General features: G+C 68.9%; 21 protein-coding genes. 9 read left to right on the forward strand and 12 right to left on the reverse strand.

The window, feature by feature from the left end:
• Nucleotides 1-115: 115 nt before the first annotated feature.
• Nucleotides 116-1,342, reverse strand: a complete 1,227-nt coding sequence (locus ACWEKS_RS28280; RefSeq protein ID WP_452342884.1) for an MFS transporter — start codon at nucleotides 1,340-1,342, stop codon at nucleotides 116-118.
• Nucleotides 1,342-1,992 (reverse strand): GntR family transcriptional regulator, encoded by a 651-nt coding sequence (locus ACWEKS_RS28285; protein WP_452342885.1) that lies wholly within the window; start codon nucleotides 1,990-1,992, stop codon nucleotides 1,342-1,344. Before ACWEKS_RS28285 ends, ACWEKS_RS28280 begins: the two co-directional genes overlap by 1 nt.
• A 149-nt stretch (nucleotides 1,993-2,141) precedes the next feature.
• Between ACWEKS_RS28285 and ACWEKS_RS28290 the strand changes: the two genes are divergently transcribed.
• Nucleotides 2,142-2,603 carry a PaaI family thioesterase gene (locus ACWEKS_RS28290; protein WP_452342886.1) on the forward strand — a complete coding sequence of 154 codons (462 nt, stop codon included), beginning with the start codon at nucleotides 2,142-2,144 and terminating at the stop codon, nucleotides 2,601-2,603.
• 59 nt (nucleotides 2,604-2,662) lie between these two features.
• On the opposite strand, the gene ACWEKS_RS28295 is transcribed toward ACWEKS_RS28290, so the two are convergent.
• Entirely contained in the window at nucleotides 2,663-3,073 is a 411-nt protein-coding gene (locus tag ACWEKS_RS28295; protein WP_379400549.1) for a hypothetical protein, read from the reverse strand.
• 84 nt (nucleotides 3,074-3,157) lie between these two features.
• Nucleotides 3,158-4,378 (reverse strand): cytochrome P450, encoded by a 1,221-nt coding sequence (locus tag ACWEKS_RS28300; RefSeq protein WP_452342887.1) that lies wholly within the window; start codon nucleotides 4,376-4,378, stop codon nucleotides 3,158-3,160.
• A gap of 183 nt (nucleotides 4,379-4,561) precedes the next feature.
• On the opposite strand from ACWEKS_RS28300, the gene ACWEKS_RS28305 reads away from it, so the two are divergent.
• Nucleotides 4,562-6,157: a carboxylesterase/lipase family protein gene (locus ACWEKS_RS28305; RefSeq protein WP_452342888.1), complete on the forward strand. Its 1,596-nt coding sequence runs from the start codon at nucleotides 4,562-4,564 to the stop codon at nucleotides 6,155-6,157.
• Nucleotides 6,158-6,180: 23 nt separating this feature from the next.
• Here the strand turns inward: ACWEKS_RS28305 and ACWEKS_RS28310 are convergent, their stop codons facing one another.
• Both ACWEKS_RS28310 and ACWEKS_RS28315 read right to left on the reverse strand, forming a co-directional pair.
• Nucleotides 6,181-7,560: an Hsp70 family protein gene (locus ACWEKS_RS28310; protein ID WP_452342889.1), complete on the reverse strand. Its 1,380-nt coding sequence runs from the start codon at nucleotides 7,558-7,560 to the stop codon at nucleotides 6,181-6,183.
• A 363-nt stretch (nucleotides 7,561-7,923) separates the two neighbouring features.
• Nucleotides 7,924-9,009, reverse strand: coding sequence for a hypothetical protein (locus ACWEKS_RS28315; protein ID WP_452342890.1), 1,086 nt, complete (start codon nucleotides 9,007-9,009; stop codon nucleotides 7,924-7,926).
• 300 nt (nucleotides 9,010-9,309) lie between these two features.
• On the opposite strand from ACWEKS_RS28315, the gene ACWEKS_RS28320 reads away from it, so the two are divergent.
• From ACWEKS_RS28320 to ACWEKS_RS28335, 4 genes are all read left to right on the forward strand, one after another.
• Nucleotides 9,310-10,176, forward strand: a complete 867-nt coding sequence (locus tag ACWEKS_RS28320) for a hypothetical protein (RefSeq protein WP_452342891.1) — start codon at nucleotides 9,310-9,312, stop codon at nucleotides 10,174-10,176.
• 83 nt (nucleotides 10,177-10,259) lie between these two features.
• Complete coding sequence (locus tag ACWEKS_RS28325) at nucleotides 10,260-12,023, forward strand: dynamin family protein (RefSeq protein WP_452342892.1); 1,764 nt, start codon at nucleotides 10,260-10,262, stop codon at nucleotides 12,021-12,023.
• Complete coding sequence (locus ACWEKS_RS28330; RefSeq protein ID WP_452342893.1) at nucleotides 12,023-13,477, forward strand: dynamin family protein; 1,455 nt, start codon at nucleotides 12,023-12,025, stop codon at nucleotides 13,475-13,477. The genes ACWEKS_RS28325 and ACWEKS_RS28330 overlap by 1 nt, the downstream gene beginning before the upstream one ends.
• A 393-nt stretch (nucleotides 13,478-13,870) precedes the next feature.
• A complete protein-coding gene (locus ACWEKS_RS28335) occupies nucleotides 13,871-14,446 on the forward strand; it encodes a TerD family protein (RefSeq protein ID WP_452342972.1) in 576 nt (191 codons plus the stop codon).
• Here the strand turns inward: ACWEKS_RS28335 and ACWEKS_RS28340 are convergent.
• Both ACWEKS_RS28340 and ACWEKS_RS28345 read right to left on the reverse strand, forming a co-directional pair.
• Nucleotides 14,443-15,222: an SGNH/GDSL hydrolase family protein gene (locus tag ACWEKS_RS28340; protein ID WP_452342894.1), complete on the reverse strand. Its 780-nt coding sequence runs from the start codon at nucleotides 15,220-15,222 to the stop codon at nucleotides 14,443-14,445. The two genes, ACWEKS_RS28335 and ACWEKS_RS28340, sit on opposite strands and share 4 nt — an antisense overlap.
• A gap of 76 nt (nucleotides 15,223-15,298) precedes the next feature.
• Entirely contained in the window at nucleotides 15,299-15,736 is a 438-nt protein-coding gene (locus tag ACWEKS_RS28345; RefSeq protein WP_379427891.1) for a nuclear transport factor 2 family protein, read from the reverse strand.
• A gap of 165 nt (nucleotides 15,737-15,901) precedes the next feature.
• Here ACWEKS_RS28345 and ACWEKS_RS28350 point away from each other — a divergent pair, with 165 nt between their 5' ends.
• Both ACWEKS_RS28350 and ACWEKS_RS28355 read left to right on the forward strand, forming a co-directional pair.
• Entirely contained in the window at nucleotides 15,902-16,117 is a 216-nt protein-coding gene (locus tag ACWEKS_RS28350) for a LysR family transcriptional regulator (RefSeq protein ID WP_452342895.1), read from the forward strand.
• Entirely contained in the window at nucleotides 16,114-16,446 is a 333-nt protein-coding gene (locus ACWEKS_RS28355) for a LysR substrate-binding domain-containing protein (RefSeq protein WP_452342896.1), read from the forward strand. The genes ACWEKS_RS28350 and ACWEKS_RS28355 overlap by 4 nt, the downstream gene beginning before the upstream one ends.
• Before the next feature lie 64 nt (nucleotides 16,447-16,510).
• Here ACWEKS_RS28355 and ACWEKS_RS28360 read toward each other — a convergent pair whose 3' ends face one another.
• From ACWEKS_RS28360 to ACWEKS_RS28370, 3 genes are all read right to left on the reverse strand, one after another.
• Entirely contained in the window at nucleotides 16,511-18,274 is a 1,764-nt protein-coding gene (locus tag ACWEKS_RS28360) for an oleate hydratase (protein ID WP_452342897.1), read from the reverse strand.
• 89 nt (nucleotides 18,275-18,363) lie between these two features.
• Nucleotides 18,364-19,224 (reverse strand): 3-hydroxyacyl-CoA dehydrogenase, encoded by an 861-nt coding sequence (locus tag ACWEKS_RS28365; protein WP_452342898.1) that lies wholly within the window; start codon nucleotides 19,222-19,224, stop codon nucleotides 18,364-18,366.
• A 2-nt stretch (nucleotides 19,225-19,226) separates the two neighbouring features.
• Complete coding sequence (locus ACWEKS_RS28370; RefSeq protein ID WP_452342899.1) at nucleotides 19,227-19,904, reverse strand: TetR/AcrR family transcriptional regulator; 678 nt, start codon at nucleotides 19,902-19,904, stop codon at nucleotides 19,227-19,229.
• A gap of 248 nt (nucleotides 19,905-20,152) precedes the next feature.
• On the opposite strand from ACWEKS_RS28370, the gene ACWEKS_RS28375 reads away from it, so the two are divergent.
• The gene (locus ACWEKS_RS28375; RefSeq protein WP_452342900.1) at nucleotides 20,153-22,441 is read left to right on the forward strand and encodes a molybdopterin-dependent oxidoreductase; all 2,289 of its coding nucleotides are present in this window, start codon (nucleotides 20,153-20,155) and stop codon (nucleotides 22,439-22,441) included.
• Here ACWEKS_RS28375 and ACWEKS_RS28380 read toward each other — a convergent pair.
• Complete coding sequence (locus ACWEKS_RS28380) at nucleotides 22,428-23,309, reverse strand: LysR family transcriptional regulator (protein ID WP_452342901.1); 882 nt, start codon at nucleotides 23,307-23,309, stop codon at nucleotides 22,428-22,430. The genes ACWEKS_RS28375 and ACWEKS_RS28380 overlap by 14 nt on opposite strands.
• Between the last annotated feature and the right edge of the window lie 102 nt (nucleotides 23,310-23,411).

Consider the following 23,411-nt stretch of genomic DNA (forward strand, 5'->3'; position numbering starts at 1 on the left):
TTTTTTTTTTTTTTATCTCTTCTCGTGTTGTTTGTCGCGTTGTGTTTCTCCCCGGGGGGGCGCCCTGACTCGGCGCCCCCCCGCCACTGTTTTCCGGAGTTTCGTGCAGCTCGGGTCAAGCTGCGCGGGCGCGGCTCACGATGCCCAGGCAGAGCGCGCACCCGGCGGCGAGGACGCCGAACATGGCCGGGTAGCCGATGCCGGTGCTGTCGTGGCAGACCGCCATGACGGCCGGGACACCGAAGCCGAGGTAGCTGACCGCGTAGAACACCGCGGTCAGTCCCGCGAGGTCGTCGGGCCGCGCCATGCGCTCGATCTCGAGCAGGCCCGCGACCAGGCCGCTGCCGAAGCCCATACCCAATGCGATGGCGGTCAGCACGGTCAGCCACATGGTGAGGGTGGCGGAAGCCGCTGCGGCCAGCACCATTCCGCTGATCACCAGGCTCAGCGCCAGGACCGGCAGGCGCAGCGAGCCCGGCCGGTCGATGCGGCGGGCGACGGACTGGATGCCGAACCCGCAGCCCAGCGTGATGACCGTGATGAGGGCCGAGAAGGCGATGGGCGCGCCGTGGACCTTGGGCATCATGAGGGTCGGCATGATGGCGTAGGCCGCCGCCGACGAGGTGAACAGCCACAGGCACACCGGCAGCGCCACGGTGCGGAAGCGGTGGTGCGCAGCGGCGGGGACCTTCAGATCGTCCAGCAGCCGACCCGGATTCGCCTGCGGGGCAGTGGTTTCCGGGGTGCGGAACAGCAGCACGGCCGCCAGCACGCACAGCGTCGCATTGATCAGGTAGGCGAGGGTGTCCGGCCACGGCGCCCACTGGGCCAGCACTCCGGCCACGCCCGCGCCCACGCCGAAGCCGCCGGTGAGGCTCATGGCCGAGCGTCGCGCCCCGGTGCCCGAGGCGGTCTCGGCCGTGAACGGCGGCTGCGAGAGTTCCTTGAGCCAGCTGCTGCCCACTGCCATGGCCAGGCCCAGCGCGATGCCACACAGCACGCGTCCGGCGGAAAGCATGGGGACGGAAGCGGATCCGAAGGCCAGCAGGGTCGAGCCGGTGGCCGCGATGAAGGGCGCGGGCCGCATGAGCGGGCGGCGGCCGTAGCGGTCGGAGAGCGGGCCGCCGATGAGCAGCGCGGGGACGATGCCCAGCACGTATTCGAACAGCAGCAGATCCACGGTGGTGACGGGCAGCCCGTCCCGCTTGTACATGACCAGTAGCGGCGTGAATTCATTGCCGCCCCAGGCGATCGCGAAGATCGCCGCGGCCACGCCGAGCCACGCCCTGGGATGGGTGCCGATACCGGTGGTGTGGGTGCCGACGGCTGTCAGCGTCGCCATCACAGTCCTCTCAGGGTCACGCCGTGCACGTCGGTGAGGTGCTCGGCGAGTGCTTCGGCGAAACCGGCGGCGTCGGCGGCTTCGATCAGATCGGCGAGCCGGGTGTGCTGCTCGATGATCCGGTGCGGATGGGTCTCGCCCCGGTGCAGTGCAACGCTGTTCATCCGGCGCTGGCGCTCGCGCAGCGAGTCGTAGAAGCCGATGAGCAGTGGATTGTCGGCGGCCACCACGTACTCGCGATGGAAATCGGCGTCCACGATGGCGAATTCGTCGAGGTCGCCCGCGCCGGCGAGTTCGCCCTGGCGGTCCAGGGATTCGCGCAGCCGGGGGATCAGCCCCGCGCGGGCGATGCGGGTGAGTGCGTCCACCGCGCCGGTTTCCACGATGTAGCGGGCATGGATCACATGCTCGGCCTCGCGTGAGGGCACCGGCACCACCAGGGCACCGCGCTTGGGGTAGAGCCGCATCCAGCCCTCGGTCTCGAGCCGGAGGAAGGCCTCGCGGACCGGGGTGCGGGAGGTGCCCAGCTCCCCGGCCATCTCGTTCTCGCTGACCAGCTCCCCGCCCGGCAGGTCGCCGCTCAGGATACGTTCCTTGATTTCGCGGTAGGCCCGCTCGGCGGCGGAGAAGGTCTTGGACACAACTTGCATACTAGGGGTGCCATGGGATGATTTGCCCGAATGTGGCGGGCTTCACCCGTGGGCTGAAAGAGTTGCGCCACAACCCTCTCACCCATAATGATTCACGTTGTTGGCAATACGTCAGTAAGTTGCCCTATTTCCGGGACGAGGAGGTCCGCATGGGGAACGATGCCCCGCCGCTGAACGAGGTCGTGAACGGTGGTCTGGAGTTCACGATTCCGATCGCGCACAAGATGGGGGTGCGTGCCGACGAGGTGCGCCCCGGTTTCGCCGCCACCACGGTGCCGGTCGAGGGCAATGGCAATCACTTCGGCGTCATGTACGCCGGCGTGCTGTTCACCGTCGCGGAGATCCTGGGCGGCGCGCTCGCCATCGCCAGCTTCGACACCGCCAAGTACTTCCCCCTGGTGAAGGATCTGCACATCTTCTTCCGCAAGCCCGCCGCCACCGATGTGCGCGCCGAGGCCACGCTGTCGGAGGCGGAGATCGCGCGCATCACCGAGGAGGTCGAGGCCAAGGGCAAGGCCGACTTCACCCTCGAGGCCGTGGTGACCGATGCCAATGGCGTGGTGGTGGCCGAGACCAAGGGTCTGTACCAGTTGCGCGCCCACGGCAAGTGAGCCGGAACGACCGAGCCCCGGAGGAAAACCTCCGGGGCTCGGTCGTTCTCGCGGGCGTGTCAGGCGATGATGATCCAGCCCTTGCAGCCGGTGCCGGCGCTGCCCGGCCACTCCGAGCCGGAGACCTCGAAGGGGATGACCCCGGGCATCGGGGTGCCCAGGTCGATCCGGGTGGTCTGGGCGCCGTAGGTGTCGGGCAGCGGGGTGCGCTGTCCGTTCATGTCGATCTTGGCGTCGTCGGTGAAGTTGTTGGAGGTGGTGATCTCCAGCGTGGTCGGCGTGAACGAGTGGGCCAGCAGGGTGGTCTGGGCGCAGCGGCCCTTGGAGTAGTCGAGCGTGATCTGCTGCGGGGCCGCGTCGGCGGACGCGGGGGCGGCGAAGGCGCCGGAGGCGGCGCAGGCGAGCGTGGCCAGGGCGATGCGGCGGAGGTACACGGTCTTCACGAACAGAACCCCTTTTCCTGTGGTCACGACGGTGAATCCCCCCGATCGACGACGATCATGCCGTGACCGACCCGCCGGCACGCGGCGGACGCGCGGAAGAATCCGCGCGGATCAGCGGATGCGCAGCGGCAGGTTGCGGTGACGGCGCACGAAGATGCTCGGAAACCACTGCGGCGGGGCGTCTTCGACGAGGGTGAATCCGGTGGTGCGGTCCAGCAGCGCGGTCAGGGCCGTGGTGGCCTCCAGTTTGGCCAGCGCCGAGCCGATGCAGAAGTGGATGCCGCGCCCGAAGGCGAGATTGTTGGCCCCGCTGCGGCGGTCCAGGTCGATGGCGTCGGGATGCTCGAAGCGGGCCGGATCCCGATTGGCCGCACCCCACAGCAGCAGCACGTGGCTGCCCGCGGGAATCTCGGTGCCGCCCAGGGCGGTATCGGAGGTGACGTGCCGATGATGGCCGCGGAAGGGTGATTCCAGCCGCAGCGCCTCGTCGAGGAACGCGGGCAGCAGCGCGGGTTCGCGGCGCAGCTCGTCCTGGAGTTCGGGGCGGGTGGCGAGCAGGCGCGCGGCGTTGGCGATCAGCCCGGCGGTGGATTCGCCGCCCGCGCCGACGAGTTGGACCAGGATCAGCACCGCCACCGCCTCGGTGATGTCGCCGGCCGTGCAGGCGCGGGCCAGTACGCCGAGCAGGTCGTCGCCCGGATCCTGTCGGGCGGCGGCGAATCTGGTGTGCAGATGGGCGGCCAGCTCGGTGGCGGCGGTGACCAGCTGTCCGAAGCGTTCGGCCTCGACGACTCCGCTCAGCATCTCGGTGCTGTCGTAGGCCCACATGAGCAGGTGCGGCACATCCGCATCCGGCAGCCCGATGATGTCGGCGACCAGCGCCAGCGGCAGCCGGTCGGCCATGCCGGTCGCCCAGTCGATGCGATCGTCGTGCAGCTGCTCGGCCCACAACCGGTCCACCAGCTCGGCGGCGGTGGGTCCGAGCCCGCGAATCCGCTTGGCCAGCAAGGGCTGGACCAGTTTCCGCTGTGCCTGGTGGCTGGGATCGTCCTCGGTGGCCAGCACGTGGATGGCCTGGCCGCCGCCGTCCATGTCGAAGGTGGCGGGCGGCCGACCCTCCTGCCGCAGCAGCGCGCCGGTGAGGTGCGAGGAGAACTCGGCGGGCCGATTCACCGCCTCGGTCACCAGATCCCACGAGGTCACCAGGTAGAAGTCGGTGCCCGGGATGCGGTACACCGGCGATTCCTCGCGCAGTCGCCGGTACAGCGGATAGGGATCGTCGAGGTGCGCGGGGTCGAACAGGTCGAGGGCGTGGGGTGAGGTCCGGGTCATGCGCCCACGGTTTCCGGCCCTGTACGGACTGTCAACGGCCGTCTCGCCGTGAGACGGCCGCCGCGCGGTGACCCACTCGTATGCAGGGGTTTTGCGCGCGTCTCGAGACTCCGGGCCTCCGTACCGGACAGCCGATTAGTATCGAACGGTTACGCGATAACGCTGCTGGCCCAGGAGGCTCGGGTGATCGTGCGCGACCGGAAGTGGATGGGATGGGGAGCCGGGGCGGTGCTCTCGGTGGTCGCCCTGCTGGTGACGGTTCTCGCGGTGAACGGACCGGTGGCGCGGGCCCTGCCGGCTGCCCCCGACACCGTCGCCATCGACAGCGGCAGCCTGCACGGCGTGCTCGCCCCGGACTACCGGCTCTTCAATGGAATCCCTTACGCCGCACCGCCGGTGGGCGCGCTGCGCTGGCGGCCGCCCACACCCGTGCCGCCATGGCCGGGCGTCCGCGAGGCCCGCGACGCCGGGCCGAAATGCGCGCAGGCCACGGGCGCGGGCGGGCTGCGCTCGACCGATGAGGACTGCCTCTACCTGAACGTCTGGACGCCGCCCACCCTGCCCGCCGACGGCCGCAGGCTGCCGGTCATGGTGTGGATTCACGGCGGCGGCCTGCAGACGGGCACCGGAAGCATGTACGGCGCAGCGCCTCTGGTGTCGCAGCCCGATGGCGACAGCATCGTGGTCACCATCAACTACCGGCTCGGGACGTTCGGCTTCCTGGCCGCCTCGGCACTGGACGAGGGCGACGGCTCGGGGGACTACGGGCTGATGGATCAGCAGGCCGCGCTGCGCTGGGTGCAGCGCAATATCGCGGCGTTCGGCGGCGACCCGAGCCGGGTGACGGTGGATGGTGAATCGGCAGGCGGGGTTTCGATCTGCGCGCAGCTGGCCACGCCCTCCTCGGCCGGGCTGTTCCACGCGGCCATGATGCAGAGCGGACTGTGCGCCGGGCAGGCCCTCGCCGCCGCCGAGGCCGAGGGTGATGCCTGGGCAGCCGGAGCCGGATGCCCGGGAGCGGACGCGGCCTGTCTGCGCAGTCTTCCGGCAGACGTGCTCGTCGATCGCGCACCCGAGTCGGCGAATGTGGTGTACGGCAACGACTATCTCCCGCGCGATCCCATTGCCGTGCTGAAAGCCGGTGGGATGAACCATGTTCCGACCTTCATCGGCTCCAACCATGACGAGATGGCGCTGTGGGTGTGGATGGATTACGGCATCCCGCTCGGCGCCAGGATGACCGCCGCGGACTATCCCACCCTGCTCGCTACCCGGTTGGGCGGCATGGACCGGGCGCAGGTCGATCGGATCATGGCGGAGTACCCCCTCGGCGACTACGCGCAGCCCACGCTGGCGCTCGTCCGGGCCTGGACCGACAAGTTCGTCTGCGGGATGGCCGACCAGCTCGGCGACTTCGGCCGCCAGAATCCCACCTACGTCTACGAATTCGACGACCGGACCGCCCTGGCCCCGCCCAGCACCTTCCCGATGGGCGCCTACCACGCCGCGGAACTCCCCTCCCTCTTCGACCTCGTGCAGGCCGGCCCGCTCCTGCACGTCGCCATGACCCCCGGCCAGCAGCGCCTGCAGGACGAAATGCGCCGCTACTGGACCCGCTTCATCACCGCGGGCACCGCGGATCCGCAAGGATTGCCCGCCATCCCGCAATACACCACGGCCGCACCGTCATTCCTCTCCTTCCGTCCCGGCGGCAACCAGTTCTCCGATGCCTTCTACGCCGACCACCGCTGCGAGTTCTGGAGCGACCTGGTGCGGTAGGCGGGGCGCCGATGGAAGGCGGCTCAGTGGCGACCGCCGGCCGAGGTCGGGCGGCCCGGCGCCTGGGAGGTGGCCGAGGTGTGCGGACCGGTGGCGGGTGTGTGGTCGAAAGCGACGACCACCCCACCGAGGACCGCCAGCACCGCGGCGGCGACGGCAGCCGCCCACAGGGCGGGCCTGGACGTCCGGCGTCCCGGCTGCGATCGGTCGTCGCCGGCGTCTCCGGGTCGGGGCGGCGGCGAGGTCGGGAGTCGTTTCGCCACCATCGGCTCCGGCTGGGGTGCAGCGGATCTCGGCTGTGGCACGGATGCGTGCTCGGGTGATGGTGCGGCGGCCGCGGCCGATATGCCCGGCGGCAGGACGCGTGCCGCGGAGTCGGGGCGGGAACGGGCACGCAGCGTGCGGGCGGCGAGCAGGGTGGCGCCGCGGATCACCGTGTGTGCCGGATCGGTGGCGGTGATGATCGGGACTTCGGTTGCGGCGGAGAGGTTCTCGGTGAGGAGCGGAATCGCCGAGCTGCCACCGGTGAGGACGATGCAGTCGACGGCGTGGCCGGTTCGGAGCGCGCTGTCGAGTGATTGCGTGATGCGCTGCACAGCCTGCCATACCGGATCGGCGATCACGGACTCCAGCTCCGATCGCACGATGCGCAGATTGTCGCGGATGCCGGGCAGATTCACCTCGATGGTGGCGGAGACATTGCTCGACAGCTGATGTTTGGCGCGCGTGACTCCGGTGCGCAGCTCGCGCAGCGCGGGCCAATTGCGGCGATCGGCGGGATCGAATCCGGGGTGCGCGGCGGCCACCTGGTCCAGCACGTGCGCCACGAACAGGGAATCCACCAGGTCACCACCGAATTCGTGGCAGTGGACGGCCTGATCGACTCGGAGGCTGTCACCGATCGCCGTCACCACGGCCACGTCCATACCCGACCTGCCGACATTGCACAGCAGCAGTGTGGCTTCCGGATCCATCTCGCCGGACGCCCGCAGCGCGGCGACGGCGGACTCGGCCTCGCTGACGAGTGTTGCGTGAGTATGATTCTGCGCCAATGACTCTCGGAGCTCGCGCACGGCCTGCTCGGTCCACGTCGCCGGGTGCGCGACGACGGCGGTGCATCCCGGCTCGAGCAGCAGGGCGATCGCGGTGGCGACCAGTTGGGCCCCGGTCCGGGCGGTGCCGTCGCCCGCGACCACGGGAATCGGATCACCCACCCGTGTGGTGAAATCCCGGAATTCGCACTTCGAGTCGGAATGCGCGTAGGTGCCGGCCAGCGTGCCGAGTACCGGGCGGTCGGCGGATTCGAAACGAATTACGGCGGGAATTCGGGCACTCCGCCGGTTACTGTTCGAGGCGCGCACGAATGCGTCGGATCCGATGACTATGCCCAGCGCCTCTGCCATGCTGCGGCTCCATTCCGTCGTCGGGGATATTCGCTCGTGCGAAAACAGTAGGAACCCGAACTGGTAACCCGCTGTGTACCGGCTGTGCGTGCGCTGTCCGGATGCTCAGGGCCACTTGCCTCGAATCCACAGCCCGCTCCGAGCGTTCTCCCAGATCAGAGTCATAGCCTCCTCTTCAACTGACCACGAGGAACGCCCCCACGGTATCGAGAGGAAAAGGCAATGGCTGTCGACGCGGAGTCAAACGGTTCGGCCCAGATCGGACCGATCGGCCTGGGAATCAGCGGTGACGTATTCCACGAATCGCCGGCCGTGGAATTCGGAAGCATCGGTGAATCATCGGCGTCGAGTGAGGTGAACATCTCACTCGACCATTCCGAGGCCATCGGCCCGGGCTTCGACGTGCAATCCATCGACCAGTCGGAATCGGTCGCGCAGAGCTCGAGTTTCGACATCGGCCCGCACGGCAGTGATGTCGGAATTGCGAACACGGACCTCGCCGATCACCAGCACCACGCCTTCCGGGGGCAAACCGCCTTCGCCGAACACGAGAGCTTCAGCGAACACCAGAGCTTCGGTGAGCGTGAGCATTTCCAGGGTCGCGAGGGCTTCGGTGAGCGTGAGCATTTCCAGGGTCGCGAGGGCTTCGGTGAGCGCGATGGAATCGGCGCGCGTGAGGGTGCTGGGTGGGGCGAAAACCACAGCGCCCGACCGGTATTCGATGACCATGCCCGCTTCGACGACCATGCCCGCTTCGATGACCGGGAGCGTTTCGACACCCGTGCGACGTTGAGCGATCACGAGCGTATGGACGCCAGCGAGCGATTCGACCAGCGTGAGCACTTCGACGTCCACGAGGGTCTTCACACCCGCGGCGAATTCGGCGAGCACAGCAACTTCGACACATGTGCTGATTTCGGTGAGCGTGGTGATTTCGGCGACCACCGTGATTTCGGCGACCGCGGTGACTTCGGCCGCCCGGCCTTCGGCAACCCCGCAAACATTCGTGGCGACCTCGGATCCCACGACCACGACCGATCCGGCGACCACAACGGCTTCGGTGACCACCCCGGCCACGGCCAGCCCGCCAACTGGGGCGGCCACCCGAACCCCGGCGGCCCCGACCACCGGGGCGACGGCCGACCAGGTGAGCCCGATCGCTCCCACGATCATGGCCGCCCCGGTGGGCATGGTGGTCCCGGTGAGCAGGGTGGATCTGGCGAGCATGGCGGGTCGGGGCTGCGTGGTGGCTCGGATGGGCATGGGGGTTCCGGTGAGCATGGGCAGCATGGTGGGCCTGGTGGGACGGGGCAGGCTGGGGCGCACGGGGGTTCGGATGGGCACCGTGGTGTGAGCGGGCACGGGGATGTTGGCGGGCATGTGGCCGGTGGGGGCGGGACGGGTGCGTCTGCGGGGGTTGGGGCGCATGCCGGGAACGGGGCGCAGCATCCGGATCAGGGGCAGCGGGGTGCGGGAACGGCGGGGGAGCGGTTCGGGGGGAATGGGGTTGGCGGGGGTGAGGGGAACGCGGGCGGTGGTTTGCAGGAGCGGAGTGGACTGTCGGTTGGAGCTTCGGGGGCGAGTGGCGGCGGCGTTTCCGGTGAGTTGGGTGCATCGCACGGAGCGGGGTTGTCGTCGTCGTTGTCGTCGGGGGGCTCGCTCGGGGCGTCCGGGGTGGGTGGCAGCGTCGGTGGGTTCAATTCCTCCGGTGTGAGCGGTCTTCATGCGGGGCAGGGGATTTCGGCTGGTATGGGCTCCACGGCGGCCGTGTCGAATGCCGCTGTGCCGGGCGCGGCCGTGTCGGGTGCGGCGGTGGCGAATGCGGTGGCGCCGGTGGCGGTGACGCCGGTGTCGACGGCCGTGCCGTCCAATGCCGCGGCACAGCCCATTTCGGACACGCTGTCGAAGGCGGCCGCGGTGCCGACGCCGGGTGCGGTGGCGAATTCCTTCGCGCTGACCAGCGCCTCGGTGCACCCGGCGGCCACCGCGCCGGCCGCCGATCTGGGCGCCGTCGGGAGCTCTTCGCTCGGGCAGACGGCAACCCCGGGCGCGGATGCGGCTGGGATCCCCGCCCATTCGACGATCCCGGCCACGCCCGGCGGCGCGCCTGCGCCGACCACGTCGGGAGGCGGGACCGGACAGGTCGGCGTGTCTGCCAATGGCGCTGGAACGGCGACGCCCCCGAGCACGCACCCCACCGCCGGGGCGACCGCGCCCGGTGCTGATCTGGGCGGGAGCGCCACCGGAGGTGCGGACGCGCACGCCGGCACCAACGCCGATGCGCTGCTGGCCGGCGGCGGGTCCACTCCCGCCCCCGCGCCCACGCCGGTGACGGCGGACTCCTCGCATGTGGCAACGACTTCCGTCGTACCGACCACCGCGCCCGCCACCCCCGCGCCCGCCGCCGTGACCACGGTGCCCGACCACACCGCGGTCACGACGGCGCCGCATCCGGTCGACCTCACCGCGACGGATTCGGGGGCGGTCGATCACAGCGGGTTGTCGGCATCCGGGAGCGGGCTGTCGACGGGGTTGACCTCGGACCCCGGAACCTCGTTGTCGCACAGTGCCGTCGACACCTCGCACCCGACGTCCACCGGCGACATGCACCACTGAAAACACCGTGACCGGTCCGCCGCGCCCGCATCCGGCGCGGCGGACCACCCGGCAATCCTCCCATCGCATCGAAGGAGTAGGCAGTGACCGCGATCAGCACGGTCTTCGCGGCGAAGACCACCGCGGCGACCGACCCCATGGCAGCGCTGCTGGGCGAGCTGCGGTCGATGACCGACGGTCTCGGCCGGTCCGACCTGTCGAATCGCCTGATGTCGGCGCGGCAGCGGATCACCGACGCCCGCCTGCGCATCCTCGTGACGGGGGAGTCGAAGAAGGGCATCAGCTCGGTGGTCAACGCGCTCGTCGCGGCCGACGTCTGCCCGACCGGCGCCGCGCGGCCGGGGCGCGTCACACACCGGCCGATCGTCATCGAATTCGGTGAAACCCGGACCGGCCGGTCCGGTGGCCCGGGCGATCCGGACGAGGTCACCGTGCCCGCGTCACTGCTCGCCGACGGCGTCGTCCTGATCGACACCCCCGGCGTGACCGGAACCGATTCCCGGCAGGCCGCCGCCCTGCTCGAGTTGCTGCCCACCGTGGACGCGGTCCTGTTCGTCTCCGACGCCAGCCAGGAATACACCGCGCCGGAAATCCGCCTCCTGCAACAGATTCACCAGCTGTGCCCGATGGTCGCCTGCGTGATCAACAAGATCGACAGTTATGTGCGGTGGGCGGACATCCAGCAGGCGAACCGCAAACACCTCACCGATGCCGGCCTCGGCCTGCCGATTCTGCCCGTCTCCGCGAAGCTGCACATGATGTCGAGCCGGCTGGCCGATCCGGCTCTCGAGGTCGAATCCGGGATACCGCAACTGGCCGACTTCCTGCGCACCCATGTCGTCGCCCAGGCCGAAGCGGTGGTCCGTGACTCGTTCGCCAATGACGTCCGCGTCGTCTCCGATCACGTTGCACTGACCCTGAACACCGAGATCGAGGCTCTGCAGGATCCCGCCCGCGGCGCGGAACTGGTGGACCGTATCCGGGTCGCCCGCACCGCCGCCGAGGCGCTCCGCAAGCGCACCGCCAACTGGCAGTACGCGCTCGGCGACGGCATCACCGAACTCACCGTCGCCGTCGACCACGACCTGCGAAACCGTCTGCGCGCCTTGATTCGTGAGACCGACGAGGAGATCGCGAAGTCCGATCCGGCCCGGCACTGGGATGCCTTCGCGACGCGGCTCGACGACCGGATCACCGAGCAGGTCAACGAGAATTTCCTGCTGGCGCACAAACTTTCGGCCGATCTCGCCGCAAAGGTGGCCGAGAGATTCGCCGAAGAGGGCCGCACCCAGCTGCCGTCCCTGCCCGCCGCCGACGCGGGCATCCGCGCCGACCAGTGGGGTTCGCTGGAGGCATTGGAGAGCGGTAGAGCCGGCTTCGTCCAGCGCACCATCACCAGTGTGCGCGGCTCCTACGGCGGCGTGCTGATGGTCGGCCTGGCCACCAGCCTGCTCGGCCTGGCACTGGTCAACCCGTGGTCCATCGGCGCGGGCGTGCTGTTGGGCGCCAACACGTTCCGCGAGGACCACAGGTCACTGCAGGCGCGCCGGAAGGCGGAGGCCAAGGTGGCGGTCGCCAAGCTGATGGACGAGGTCGTCTTCCACGTCAACGACGAATCCAAGCAGCGGCTGCGCGAAGTACAGCGCATCCTGCGCGACCACTTCACCGCCCTGGCCGATGAATTGCTGCTGTCGGCCAACGAAGCCTTGATGGCGGCCCAGGAGGCCGCCACCCTGCACGACGGTCAGCGTGCCGAACGGATCCGGCGGCTGGGGGCCGCCGCCGAGCGGCTGCGCGAATTGCGGGTCCGGGCCGGGAATCTGGCCCTGACGCCGGGTGGCGCCTGATGGCCGGGCGGGAAATCACCGAGGCGCGGCAGCTGATCCGCGCGGCTCGTGGACAGGTCGATCCGAGGTCGAAGTGGGCGGGCGAACTGGCCGCCTGTGAACAGCGGCTGGACGAACCCTTGCGGGTGGCGTTGACGGGCACCCTGAAGTCCGGCAAATCAACCCTGCTCAATGCCCTGATCGGCGACGAGATCGCCCCGACCGACGCGACCGAGTGCACCCGGGTGGTCACCTGGTTCCAGCAGTCGGCCGCGCCTCGCATCGATCTCGTCACTCGCGGGCAGCACCGGCGGATACCGGTGCTGCGCACCGACGGTCGCCTCACCATGGACCTGGGCGTGGCCGCCGACGCCGTCGAACGCCTGACCGTGAGCTGGCCGTCCGCCCTGCTCGATGACTACACGCTCATCGACACCCCCGGCACCTCCTCGAACTCACGTGATGTCTCCGAACGCACGCTCGCCCTGCTGGCACCCGAGGAGGGGCCGTGCGAGGCCGATGCCGTGCTGTACCTCATGCGCGATCTGCGGGACGCGGATGTGCAACTGCTGCAATCCATTCACCATCGGATGACGCTGGGCACCGGGCCGCTCGGCGTGCTCGGCGTCCTGTCGGGCGCCGATGAGATCGCCGGCGGCCACGGCGATTTGCTGGCCGACGCCCACCGGCTCAGCGCGACCCTCGCCGAGGCGCCGGAGCTGCGTGGCCTGCACCAGAGCTTCCTGCCGGTCTCCGGTCTGCTCGCCCTGCGCGGACAGACCCTGCGCCAGCACGAGTTCCAGGCTCTGCGCGCCCTGGCGTCGATACCGCAGCACGGGCTGGAGGCGGCCCTGGTCTCGGTCGCCCGTTTCGCCGCGCCCGAGACTCCGCTGCCCGTGCCCGCCGCCGACCGTCGTCGCCTGGCCGAGGCGTTCGGCCTGTTCGGTATTCGGCTGTCGGTCGCATTGATTCGTTCGGGCTGCCCCGATGCTCCCGCCCTGTCGGCGGAACTGATCCGCCGCAGTGGTCTCGGCGAGCTGCGCCGCACCCTCGAGATCCGGTTCGGCGAACGCAACGAACAGTTGCGCGCGCATTCCGCGCTCGCGCGGCTCGCGCACATACTGGCGCGCTATCGGACGGCCGGGACGGCGGAGCTGGCAGGCCGGGTATCGCGCTGTCTCGCCGACACCCACACGTTCACCGAACTGCGGTTGCTGTCGACCATTCGCTCGAATCGGCTCAGCGAGCCCGACCGCGCCCGTGCCGGCCGGGTACTGGGCGGGGAAGGCATTGCGGCGCACCGTCGTCTCGGGCTCGCTCCCGACGCGAGTCCGGCCCAGTGCCGCGGCGTCGCCCTGCAGGCCATCCGCCACTGGCGCAACCAGCTGGAGAATCCGCTGTTGGATCCCCGCACCGCCGCCACCTGCCGCGCGGCCGCCCGCAGCTGTGAAGCCATTGTGGCCGCGAACAATTGAGCGCGGGCCGCGCGCGTCCGTGGCGCTGACCACGCGGTGCCGTGCAGGTACATTCGAGTCGTGACGCTCGGTAAGGGGGAGCCGCGGGCGGGGCTGGGGCGGGTGGGTCCCGAGCCGTCGGCGCGGTGGGCGGGATTGGCCGCGCGGCTGCGGGCGGCGGTACTGGACGCGCACGCCGAGGCGGTGCGCGCGATGGACTCCACGGAAGGCGCAGTGGCGCCGGGGAATCGGGACCTGATCGAACTACTCGCCCTGCAACGCCGGATCGCCGTGATCGCCGAACAGCTGGATGCGGATTCGGCAATCTCGTTCTCGCGCAGCGAGGTGGCTTCGGCCTCGCTGCGCGAGGACGATTGGGCGTGGAGGTACCGCTCGCGGAGGGAAGGTAATGCGATGAGTGTCAGTTTGGCCAAAGGCGGCAATGTCTCGCTGTCGAAGCAGGCGCCGAATCTGACGAAGGTGGCCGTCGCCCTGGGGTGGGACGTGCGCAGCACCACCGGAGCCGATTTCGATCTCGATGCCAGTGCCCTCGCCTGCGGGCCGAATCAGCGTGTCGTCTCGGACGGGCATTTCGTGTTCTACAACAACCTGCGGTCCCCGGAGGGCACCATCGAGCACACCGGCGACAACCTCACCGGTGAGGGCGACGGCGACGACGAGGTGGTCACCGTGGATCTGGCGGCCATGCCGCCGAGCATCACCAATATCTTCTTCCCCGTATCGATCTACGAGGCCGAGACCCGGCGCCAGGCCTTCGGACAGGTGCGCAATGCCTACATCCGGGTCGTGGACGCCGTCACCGGGTCGGAGCTGACCCGCTTCGACCTCACCGAGGACGCCTCGACCGAGACCGCCATGGTGTTCGGCGAGCTGTACCGGCACGGCGCCGAGTGGAAGTTCCGGGCCATCGGGCAGGGCTACGCCTCCGGATTGGCCGGTATCGCACGGGATTACGGGGTCAACGTCTAGAGGCGCACCGGGAGCGGCACCGGGCGCTTGGGTGCTCGCCGGTCACCGGAGGAGATGCCGCGCAGGCGGCGCATCACCCACGGCCCCAGCGCGGTTGCCGCCCACTGGAATTCGGCCGCGATCGAGCGCAGCGCCCCGTGCTCGGGCAGATCCGGGATCAGCGGACGGGTCCAGGCGTCGTTCGCGCCGGGCAGCCGCAGGGCCTCGGCCACGGCGTCGGCGATGCGCTGGTGCCCGAGCGGGCTGGCGTGCAGCCGGTCCGCGTCCCACAGGCGGGGATCGGTCACCACGGCATGGTGGCCGGTCTCGGCCACCAGTACCCCGTGCCGCTGGGCCGCCGACCGCAGCCGGTCGTTGATCGCCGCGATCCGGCCGCGAATCGGCCGGGCCAGCGGAATCGTCTCGGCCACATCGGGAAAGGTCAGCGTCGCCACCACCGCGCCGGTGGCGGTGAGCGCGGCGAACATGGCCTCGACGTGCCCGGCGATCTCGTCCGGGTCGAAGTTCGGGCGCAGCAGATCGTTCATGCCGGCCAGCACGGTGGCCAGATCCGGGCGCAGCGCCAGCGCCGCGTCCAGCTGGTCGTCGCGGATCTGGTGGGCCAGCTTGCCGCGCACCGCCAGATTGGCATAGCGCAGTTCGGGATTGGTGAGGGCGAGACGCTCGGCCAGCCGGTCCGCCCACCCGCGCAGGCCGGTCAGGTCGTCGCCGTCGCCCACGCCCTCGGTCTGACTGTCGCCCAGGGCGACGTATCGGGTGAAGCTGCCATCGGTCATGGCGGATCGGCCTTTCGGTGACTGTTCGTGGATCATCCCAGGAAATCGACCGGCACGGGAGGCGGGCCGGACTCGTTCACGAGCCCGCCGCTTGGCGTTCGGCCGCTGCTGCCTCCTGTTCGATTTGCGCAATCGCCTCGGCCTGGATTCGCTCGAACTGCGCGGCCATCGCCTCGGCGAGCGCCTGCGCGCCGGAGAGCGGACGCACCATCACCATGAACTCGTCGATCCGGCCGTCGGCGTCGAAATGCAGGAAGTCGCATCCGGTGATGCGCTTGCCCGCGACCGTGGTCTCGAAGACCAGCGCGTGATCGCTGCTGTCCGCCGCGCCGATCTCCTTGATGTAGCGGAAGTCCTCGAACACCCGCATGACACCGCGCAGGATGGCCGCGGTGATGGCCTTGCCCGGGTAGGGCTTGAAGGCGACCGGACTGGTGAACACCACATTGTCGGCGAGCAGGGCCGCCATGGCCGCCTCGTCACGGGCCTCGACGGCCTTGCGGAAGGGGTGCATGATTCCCTCGTTTCCTGTAGTCAAATCATTGTCTACTATCTTCGAACAGTAGCGCGCAGCTCCTGACGATGTCCAGGTAGAACGTATTCAATAAATTGACTATCAAACAGCTGTCGATCCCGCGCCCGCAGCAGCCGCGCATCACCGGGCCAATAGACTCGCCGGGTGCGACATAGGCAGGCCGATGGCTCCATGGACCTGACGCAGCTGCGGACCTTCCTGGCCGTCTACCGGGCCGGGTCGATCACCGCCGCCGCGGGTCAGGTCGGCCTCTCGCAGCCGACGGTGACCACCCAGCTGCAGGCGCTGGAACGCCAGGTGGGACGGCCGCTGTTCGAGCGAGCCTGCGCGCCAATGACTTCGGCGGGGTGCCCCTGGTGACCTACGCCCCGGATCTGCCGATCGTCCGCCGCTACTGGCGGCACGTCTTCGACACCCGGTTGGAAGCCGACCCCGGCCTGGTGATCCCGGACCTGCGCGCCGTCCTCGCCGCGGTGGTGGCGGGCGCGGGCGTCTCGGTGCTCCCGAGCTACCTGTGCACCCGCGAATTGGCCTCGGGCGCCATCGAAAAGCTCTGGGACCCGCAGGATGCGCCGATCAATACCGTCTTCCTGGCCCGCCGGGTGGGCGGTTCCGTCCGCCCGCACGTGGACCGGGTGCGCGCTCGCCTGCTCGCGGCCGCGCGCGAATGGCACGACTGCGCGGACTGACGACCACGGCCCGGTCCCCCAGGGAACCGGGCCGTGGTGGCACGTCGGACCGAATCCGTACCGTCTACTTCTCGATGAGACCGTACTGGGTGAGCAGTTCGCCGATCTCGTTGTTGCCGAGGCGCTTCGCGAGCGCGCGCCAGAGCAGGTCCGGGCCCGGGAGGTCGATGGGATCGCCGTCGCGGAGGCGGCTCATGGCGGCCAGCAGGGTGCGGACGTCGTAGGTGGAGTTGAAGACCTCCGGGACGCCGCGTTCGATATCGAGCAGCTGGTACGCCGCCTCCATGCCGGTGCGCACCGAGTACTCGGTGGTGAAGATGCAGTCGCGGCTGGTCTCGGCGAACTGGCCGATGAAGGCGAAGTTGACCGAACCCTCCGGGACCACGTCCGGGCGGTCACCCCCCTTGCGGGGCATGAAGAAGGCGGTCACGTAGGGCATCATGACCGGCACGCACTTGGCGCCGCTCGCGGCCAGCTCGGGGATGTCCGCTTCGGGAACGCCCAGGTGGTACAGCCACTCCTGGGTGATCTCCTCGCCGGTGCACTCCTGCATGGTCTTCTTCACGTAGTCGCCGGGCTTGTCGACGAACAGCGAGTACACCCAGACCACGATCTGGTCCGCGGGCTGCTGCTTGAAGTGCGGCTGCCGGTTGACCGTCCAGCTCATCAGCCAGTTGGAGTCCTTCACGGTGACGATGCCGCCGGTGACGACCTTGCCGCTGAAGGGATCCCGCTTGCAGATCTTCTGAATGTATTCGGGGATGCGCTGATCCAGCGTGGTGACGGTGGCCGATTCCCACTTGGTCTCGGGAATGTGCGAACCGAACACGTCCGGATGGCCGAAGGCCTTGTCCTTGGCGGCGATTCGGCGCCACAGATCCCACGCCGGGGCCGGACCCTCGTCGACCTTGGCGGGCGTGTGGTGGTCGCCCTCGTCGGAGTTCTCGGTGAGCGAGCCGATGGTCATCAGCAGCAGGTCGTCCGGCCCCAGATCGACGCCGCCCTCGACGCCGTCCGAGACCCAGTGGATCCGGGTGGCCTGCTTGCGATCCGCGGTGAGGTCGAAGTCGACATCGGTGACCGTGGTGTCGAACTTGAAGGTGACGCCCTGGTCCAATAGCCAGCGGTAGAGCGGCAGCACCAGCGACTCGTACTGGTTGTACTTGGTGAACTTCAGGGCCGAGAAGTCCGGCAGGCCGCCGATGTGGTGGATGAACCGGTGTAGGTACAGCTTCATCTCGAGTGCGCTGTGCCACTCCTCGAAGGCGAACATGGTGCGCCAGTACATCCAGAAGTTGCTCTCGAAGAAGTCCTTCGAGAACGCCTCGTCGATGCGCTTGCCCTCCATCTCCTCACGGGTGGCGAGGAAGATCTTGGTGATGTCCTGCTGCGCCTTGTCGTTCAGCGTGAAGAGGTTCTTGGTCTGGGCGCTCTGACCGCGGTTGACGGTGGCGCGCTCGAGGGAGAAGTTCGGGTCGTCCTTGTTGAGCCAGTAGAACTCGTCGAGCACGCTCGCGTCCTCGACCTCCATGGACGGGATGGTCCGGAAGAGGTCCCACAGGCACTCGAAGTGGTTCTCCATCTCGCGGCCACCGCGAATGACGAAGCCCTTCTCGGGTTCCCGAATGCCGTCGAGTGCGCCGCCCGGCAACTTCAGCTCTTCCAGAATGGTGATCTTGCTACCGGGCATCTGGCCATCACGGATGAGGAAGGCCGCCCCGGAGAGCGAGGCCAGGCCCGACCCCACGAACCAGGCCGTCTTCTCCTCGACGCCTGCGGGCTTGCGCGGCCGCGCGAAGGCTTCGTAATTGCCACTGCTGTAGAACATGAGAACTCCTGTCCGTGAGGTTGGTCTGGAAGGAAACCCAACTCGCGGAGGCTTTCAGGGGCTGACGCCCCTGAAACCCCCTGCTCGAATCACGCCGTGTACTTGTAGAACCCTTCCCCGGCGGCGATGCCCAACTTGCCCTGGTCGATGTAGTTCTCCTTGAGCCACTTGGCGATTCGCTGGGCGTCCTCGTCGCCGTGGGCCATGATGTTGTAGGGCGTGGTCAGGCCGATGATGTCGAGGATCTGGAAGGGTCCGGCCGGCGCGCCGGTGCCGATGCGCCAGGTGTTGTCCACCGCCTCGGGCTCGGCGTAGCCGCCCTCGGCCAGGTTCATGGCCGCGTTCAGCAGCGGCACCAGCAGCGAGTTCAGGACGTAGCCGGCCTTCTCCTTGTGCAGCTCGATGGGCACCATGCCGATGGCGGTGGCGAAGTCCACGACGGCCTGGAAGACGGCCGGATCGGTGTCGGGGGTGCCCATGATCTCGGCGGTGTTGAAGTGCCACACCTGATTCGCGAAGTGCAGCGCCAGGAACCGGTCCGGGCGGCCGGTGAAGTCCTTCATGGCGCTGGGCAGCAGCGTGGAGGAGTTGGTGGCGAAGATGGTGCGCTCGGGCGCGAGCTTGCCCAGCTTCTCGTAGGTGTCCTGCTTGATGGCGAGCACCTCGGGAACCGCCTCGATCACCAGGTCGGCGTCGGCGACCGCCGCGGCCAGATCGGAGCTCAGCGCGATGCCCGCCGCGGTCGTCTCGGCCTTGCCGTCGCCCGCGCCCGGCACCTGCTCGCGGTAGGTGGCGGCCAGCTTGTCGAAGCGGCCGCGCGCGGCGGTCAGCACCTCGTCGGTGATGTCGTACGCGGTGACGTCGTATCCGCGGAACGCGGTCTGGAACGCGATCTGGGAACCGAGAACTCCGGTGCCGAGCACGGTGACCTTGCGGATGTCGATGCTCATTGTCATTGCCTCCCTGGCGATGTGAAGAATCCAGCGATTATCTGTGCGATCTGCGCCCGCAGATCCGCCATGGCGTCGTGGCCGGGATGCGCCCCGGTGGACGGTTGCACCAGCGCCAGGTGCAGGACCGCGAAGATGCTGCGCCCCGCCAGCCTGGCCTGCTCTTCCCAACGCGCCGAAGCGGTTTCGTCGCCGGGCGGCGTGCCGATCCCGTGGTGGCGCGCGTCGGCGATGAGCCGCTCGGCGATCATGGACTCCAGCCCGGCCACCAGCGCCAGGCCCTCGGCGCGGTAGGTGTCGGTGGGGGAGCCGAACAGCAGCTCACGCTGATAGACGATGGTGTTCTCGGGCCGCTGCTCGGCCGCGCGCAGGAGCGGGAGCAGCAGGGCCGTCACCGCCTCGACCGCATCGGTCTGCGTGCGGGCCGCGGCGGCGCCGTCCGCCAGCGCGGTGCGTAATTCCTCGTTGTAGACCATCAGCAACAACTCACCCTTGGTGGCGGCGTAGCGGAACAGCGTCCCAGCGGCGATATCCGCCCGATCGGAGATTTGCTGAGTGGTAACTCTATCGAATCCGTGCTCAGCGAACAGGGTGGCGGCGGCCTCGAAGATGCGTGACTGCTTGTCGTGCATCTTGCGCTGGCGTCGGCCGACGTGCACTGGACTGGCCTGTGTGACCATCGGACACCTCCAACCTGAATCAAAAAACTGAGTGGACTCGAAAATGAGCGTACTCCGAGTTATCGATTGCGCAACCCGGCTGGGCTGCCGAATCCGCCTGGGCCGCCCGCCGGTAGTCGCGGCACAGCTCATCGGTCGCGTAATCCGTTACCGCGCAGTGTTTTCGGCATGGCTGTGCAATTGTTCCCGGGCCGCACCGGGGCGTCGCCGAACGAGCCGGCCGGGTCTGCCGGGCGTATGTTGGTCGGATGGCCACGCATCTCACCCACTGGGGCGTTTTCGAGGCGAGCAGCGACGGGGACCGGCTCACCGCGGTGCGACCCTGGCGAGGTGATCCGGAACCCACCCCGCTGATCGAGAATGTGGCCTCGGCTCAACATCATCCGGCGCGCATCGCACAGCCCTACGTGCGAAAGGGCTGGCTCGAGAACGGCCCGGGACCCGCGGCGCGCGGCGCCGACGAGTTCGTGCCGGTGTCCTGGGACACCGCGCTGGATCTGCTGGCCGGTGAATTGTCCAGGGTGTACCGCGAATTCGGACCGACGGCGGTGTACGGCGGTTCCTACGGCTGGGCCAGCGCCGGGCGATTCCACCACGCGCAGAGTCAGGTTCACCGCTTCCTGAACTGCCTCGGCGGGTATGTCTCGCACCGCAACAGCTACAGCCTGGGCGCGTCGACGGTGTTGCTGCCGCACATCCTCGCGGACATGGGCACGATCATGTCGCACGCAACGACGAAATCGGTGCTGGCCGCGCATTCGAGGCTGGTGGTCTCGTTCGGGGGACTGTCGCCGAAGAACACAGCGGTGTCGCCGGGCGGAGTCTCGCGGCACAACGGTCGCGGGTGGATCGAGACGGCGCGGAAGAACGGCTGCCGGTTCGTCACCGTCTCGCCGCTGCGCGACGATATTCCGGCCGAAGCGGACGCCGAATGGATTGCCGCCCGGCCCGGCAGCGATACCGCCCTGATGCTCGCGCTCGCCCAGGTGCTGGACGCGGAAGGGTTGGCGGACAACGCTTTCCTGGACGGCTACACCGTCGGCTACGAGCGCTTCTCCGACTATCTGCGCGGTGCGGTCGACGGCGTCGTGAAGGATCCGGAGTGGGCCGAGCCGATCACCGGCATTGCCGCGGAACGGATTCGCACGCTGGCCCGGGAGATGGCGGGCACGCGCACGCTGGTCACGGTGAGCTGGTCGCTGCAACGCGCCCGATACGGCGAGCAGCCGCTGTGGCTCGGCGTGGTTCTCGCCGCCATGCTCGGCCAGATCGGTTTGCCCGGAGGCGGATTCGGCCACGGCTACGGGTCGGCCGCGAATGTCGGTCTGGCCGTGCGACTCACCTCGCCGCCGCGCCTGCCCCAGGGCGTCAACGGCGTCGATGACTTCATTCCGGTCGCGCGCATCGCGGACATGCTGCTGAACCCCGGCGCGCCTTACGAATACGACGGCGAGCACCGGACGTATCCGACTATCCGGCTGGTCTACTGGGCCGGCGGCAATCCTTTCCATCACCACCAGAACCTGGCCCGGCTGCGCACCGCGTTCGGCCGTCCGGACACCGTGGTGGTGCACGATCCGTTCTGGACGGCCACCGCCCGGCACGCCGACATCGTGCTCCCGTCGACCATGACGATCGAACGCGACGACTACGGCTCCGGCGAGGGCGACCGCTTCCTGTTCCCGATGCCGGCCCTGACCCGCCCGCACGGCGAGGCCCGTGACGACTACTGGATGTTCGGCGAGCTAGCCGAAAGATTGGGCGTTGGAAAGGAATTCACCGAGGGCCGGACAACGCGGGAGTGGCTGCGCCACCTCTACGACGAATGGCGCGAGCGGCTGCACGACCGCGGTCACGAGGTGCCGGACTACGACTCGTTCTGGGCCGGGGAGTCGATAGACCTGCCCATCGAGGCCGAGGAGCACATCGCGTTCGCGGACTTCCGGGCCGACCCGTCGGCGCACCCGCTCCGCACCCCGAGCGGCCGGATCGAGATCTTCTCCGAGACCATCGCGGGCTTCGGCTACGACGATTGCCCGGGACATCCGGTCTGGCTCGAGCCCGACGAGTGGCTGGGCAGCCCGCTCGCGGCGCGGTTTCCGCTGCAGCTGGTGGCCAACCAGCCCCGCACCAAGCTGCACAGTCAGCTGGATATCGGCGCGCACAGCCAGTCCACGAAAATCTCCGGCCGCGAACCGGTCCGGCTGCATCCCGACGACGCCGCCGCCCGCGGCCTCGCCGCGGGTGACATCGTCCGGATCTTCAATGACCGCGGCAGCTGTCTGGCCGGACTGGATATCAGCGACGCGGTACGTCCCGGAGTCGCACAGCTGTCGACCGGCGCCTGGTACGACCCGGACCCGGCCGACCCGGCCTGCTGCCGTCACGGAAACCCGAACGCGCTGACCGACGATCGCGGCACCTCCCGCCTGAGTCAGGGCTGCACCGGTCAGCTGTCCCTGGTGGAGATCGAGCCGCATACCGGCCCGGTCCCGCCGCTGACCGTCACCGGCCCGCCCGCGATCACCGGCTCCTGAGCCCGCTGTCCGCCGTGAGGGCATCGATCACGGTGCGAGCCGCATTGGACGGCGTGCGCTGGACGGCATGGCCGACGCACAGTTTCCAGGGCAGCGGCCAGGGTGCGAATTCGGAGTGGGGCACGCCGGGGGAGAGCAGCGCGACTGACTTCGGGATGAGGACCATCCCGAAGTCCTTGGCGGCCAATTCCAGTGCGAAGGCCTGGTCGGCCACCTCGATCACGGGAACGCGGCCCGGAAACAGCTCGTCGGCGATGGTGCGGATGCCCCAGCCCGGCGGGAAGTCGATGTAGCGCACGCCGTCCAGGTCGGCGGCCCGGAACGGACGCCCCGCCAGCGGATGGTCCGGCCCGGTGCAGAGCACGAGGGTCTCCTCGGCGATGAGATGCGTGGTGATGCCCGGAAATTCGCTGCTCATCCCGGCCAGCAGCGCCAGCTCGAGCGAATTGTCGCGCAGCCCGGCCACATTCCCCGCGACGCCGGAGATGCTCTGCCGCATCTGCAGGGTCACCGCCGGAAACCGCCGGTGCAGTTGGGCGATGATGCCCGCCAGGTCGAAATTGTGGATGTTCATGAGATTGCCGACGACCACCTCGCCGCGGATCTCGCCGCGGGCGGCGTCGATGGCGTCCACGATGTCGCGCCGGGCACGCAGCAGCGTCCGGGCGGGAGCGACCATGGCGCGGCCCGCCTCGGTGAGTTCCAGGGTGCGCGGCGTGCGGTCGAACAGGCGTACCCCGAGTTCGTGTTCGAGCTTGCCGACGCTGGTGGAGACCGCCGATTGGACCAGGTTGAGGGCGCGGGCCGCGGCGGTGAAGGACCGATGGTCGCAGCAGGCCAGGAAGCATTCGATCTGACGCAACTCCATCCTCCGAGCCTACCGATGCCATCTACTTCAGAGATGGCAGTATCGAAAACCATCGCTTTTGTTGATCCATTGCCGCACCCACCATGAACGGGTGACTGATTC

The sequence above is a fragment of the Nocardia sp. NPDC004711 genome (genome assembly GCF_053601595.1).

What these genes read in the sequence shown, in the direction of transcription:
- ACWEKS_RS28280 (WP_452342884.1), bottom strand. Translation starts at nt 1,342, where the DNA reads ATGGCGACGCTGACAGCCGTCGGCACCCACACCACCGGTATCGGCACC.
- ACWEKS_RS28285 (WP_452342885.1), bottom strand. Translation starts at nt 1,992, where the DNA reads ATGCAAGTTGTGTCCAAGACCTTCTCCGCCGCCGAGCGGGCCTACCGC.
- ACWEKS_RS28290 (WP_452342886.1), top strand. Translation starts at nt 2,142, where the DNA reads ATGGGGAACGATGCCCCGCCGCTGAACGAGGTCGTGAACGGTGGTCTG.
- ACWEKS_RS28300 (WP_452342887.1), bottom strand. Translation starts at nt 4,378, where the DNA reads ATGACCCGGACCTCACCCCACGCCCTCGACCTGTTCGACCCCGCGCAC.
- ACWEKS_RS28310 (WP_452342889.1), bottom strand. Translation starts at nt 7,560, where the DNA reads ATGGCAGAGGCGCTGGGCATAGTCATCGGATCCGACGCATTCGTGCGC.
- ACWEKS_RS28315 (WP_452342890.1), bottom strand. Translation starts at nt 9,009, where the DNA reads ATGCTGCGCCCCGTTCCCGGCATGCGCCCCAACCCCCGCAGACGCACC.
- ACWEKS_RS28320 (WP_452342891.1), top strand. Translation starts at nt 9,310, where the DNA reads ATGGGCTCCACGGCGGCCGTGTCGAATGCCGCTGTGCCGGGCGCGGCC.
- ACWEKS_RS28330 (WP_452342893.1), top strand. Translation starts at nt 12,023, where the DNA reads ATGGCCGGGCGGGAAATCACCGAGGCGCGGCAGCTGATCCGCGCGGCT.
- ACWEKS_RS28335 (WP_452342972.1), top strand. Translation starts at nt 13,871, where the DNA reads ATGAGTGTCAGTTTGGCCAAAGGCGGCAATGTCTCGCTGTCGAAGCAG.
- ACWEKS_RS28340 (WP_452342894.1), bottom strand. Translation starts at nt 15,222, where the DNA reads ATGACCGATGGCAGCTTCACCCGATACGTCGCCCTGGGCGACAGTCAG.
- ACWEKS_RS28345 (WP_379427891.1), bottom strand. Translation starts at nt 15,736, where the DNA reads ATGCACCCCTTCCGCAAGGCCGTCGAGGCCCGTGACGAGGCGGCCATG.
- ACWEKS_RS28360 (WP_452342897.1), bottom strand. Translation starts at nt 18,274, where the DNA reads ATGTTCTACAGCAGTGGCAATTACGAAGCCTTCGCGCGGCCGCGCAAG.
- ACWEKS_RS28365 (WP_452342898.1), bottom strand. Translation starts at nt 19,224, where the DNA reads ATGAGCATCGACATCCGCAAGGTCACCGTGCTCGGCACCGGAGTTCTC.
- ACWEKS_RS28370 (WP_452342899.1), bottom strand. Translation starts at nt 19,904, where the DNA reads ATGGTCACACAGGCCAGTCCAGTGCACGTCGGCCGACGCCAGCGCAAG.
- ACWEKS_RS28375 (WP_452342900.1), top strand. Translation starts at nt 20,153, where the DNA reads ATGGCCACGCATCTCACCCACTGGGGCGTTTTCGAGGCGAGCAGCGAC.
- ACWEKS_RS28380 (WP_452342901.1), bottom strand. Translation starts at nt 23,309, where the DNA reads ATGGAGTTGCGTCAGATCGAATGCTTCCTGGCCTGCTGCGACCATCGG.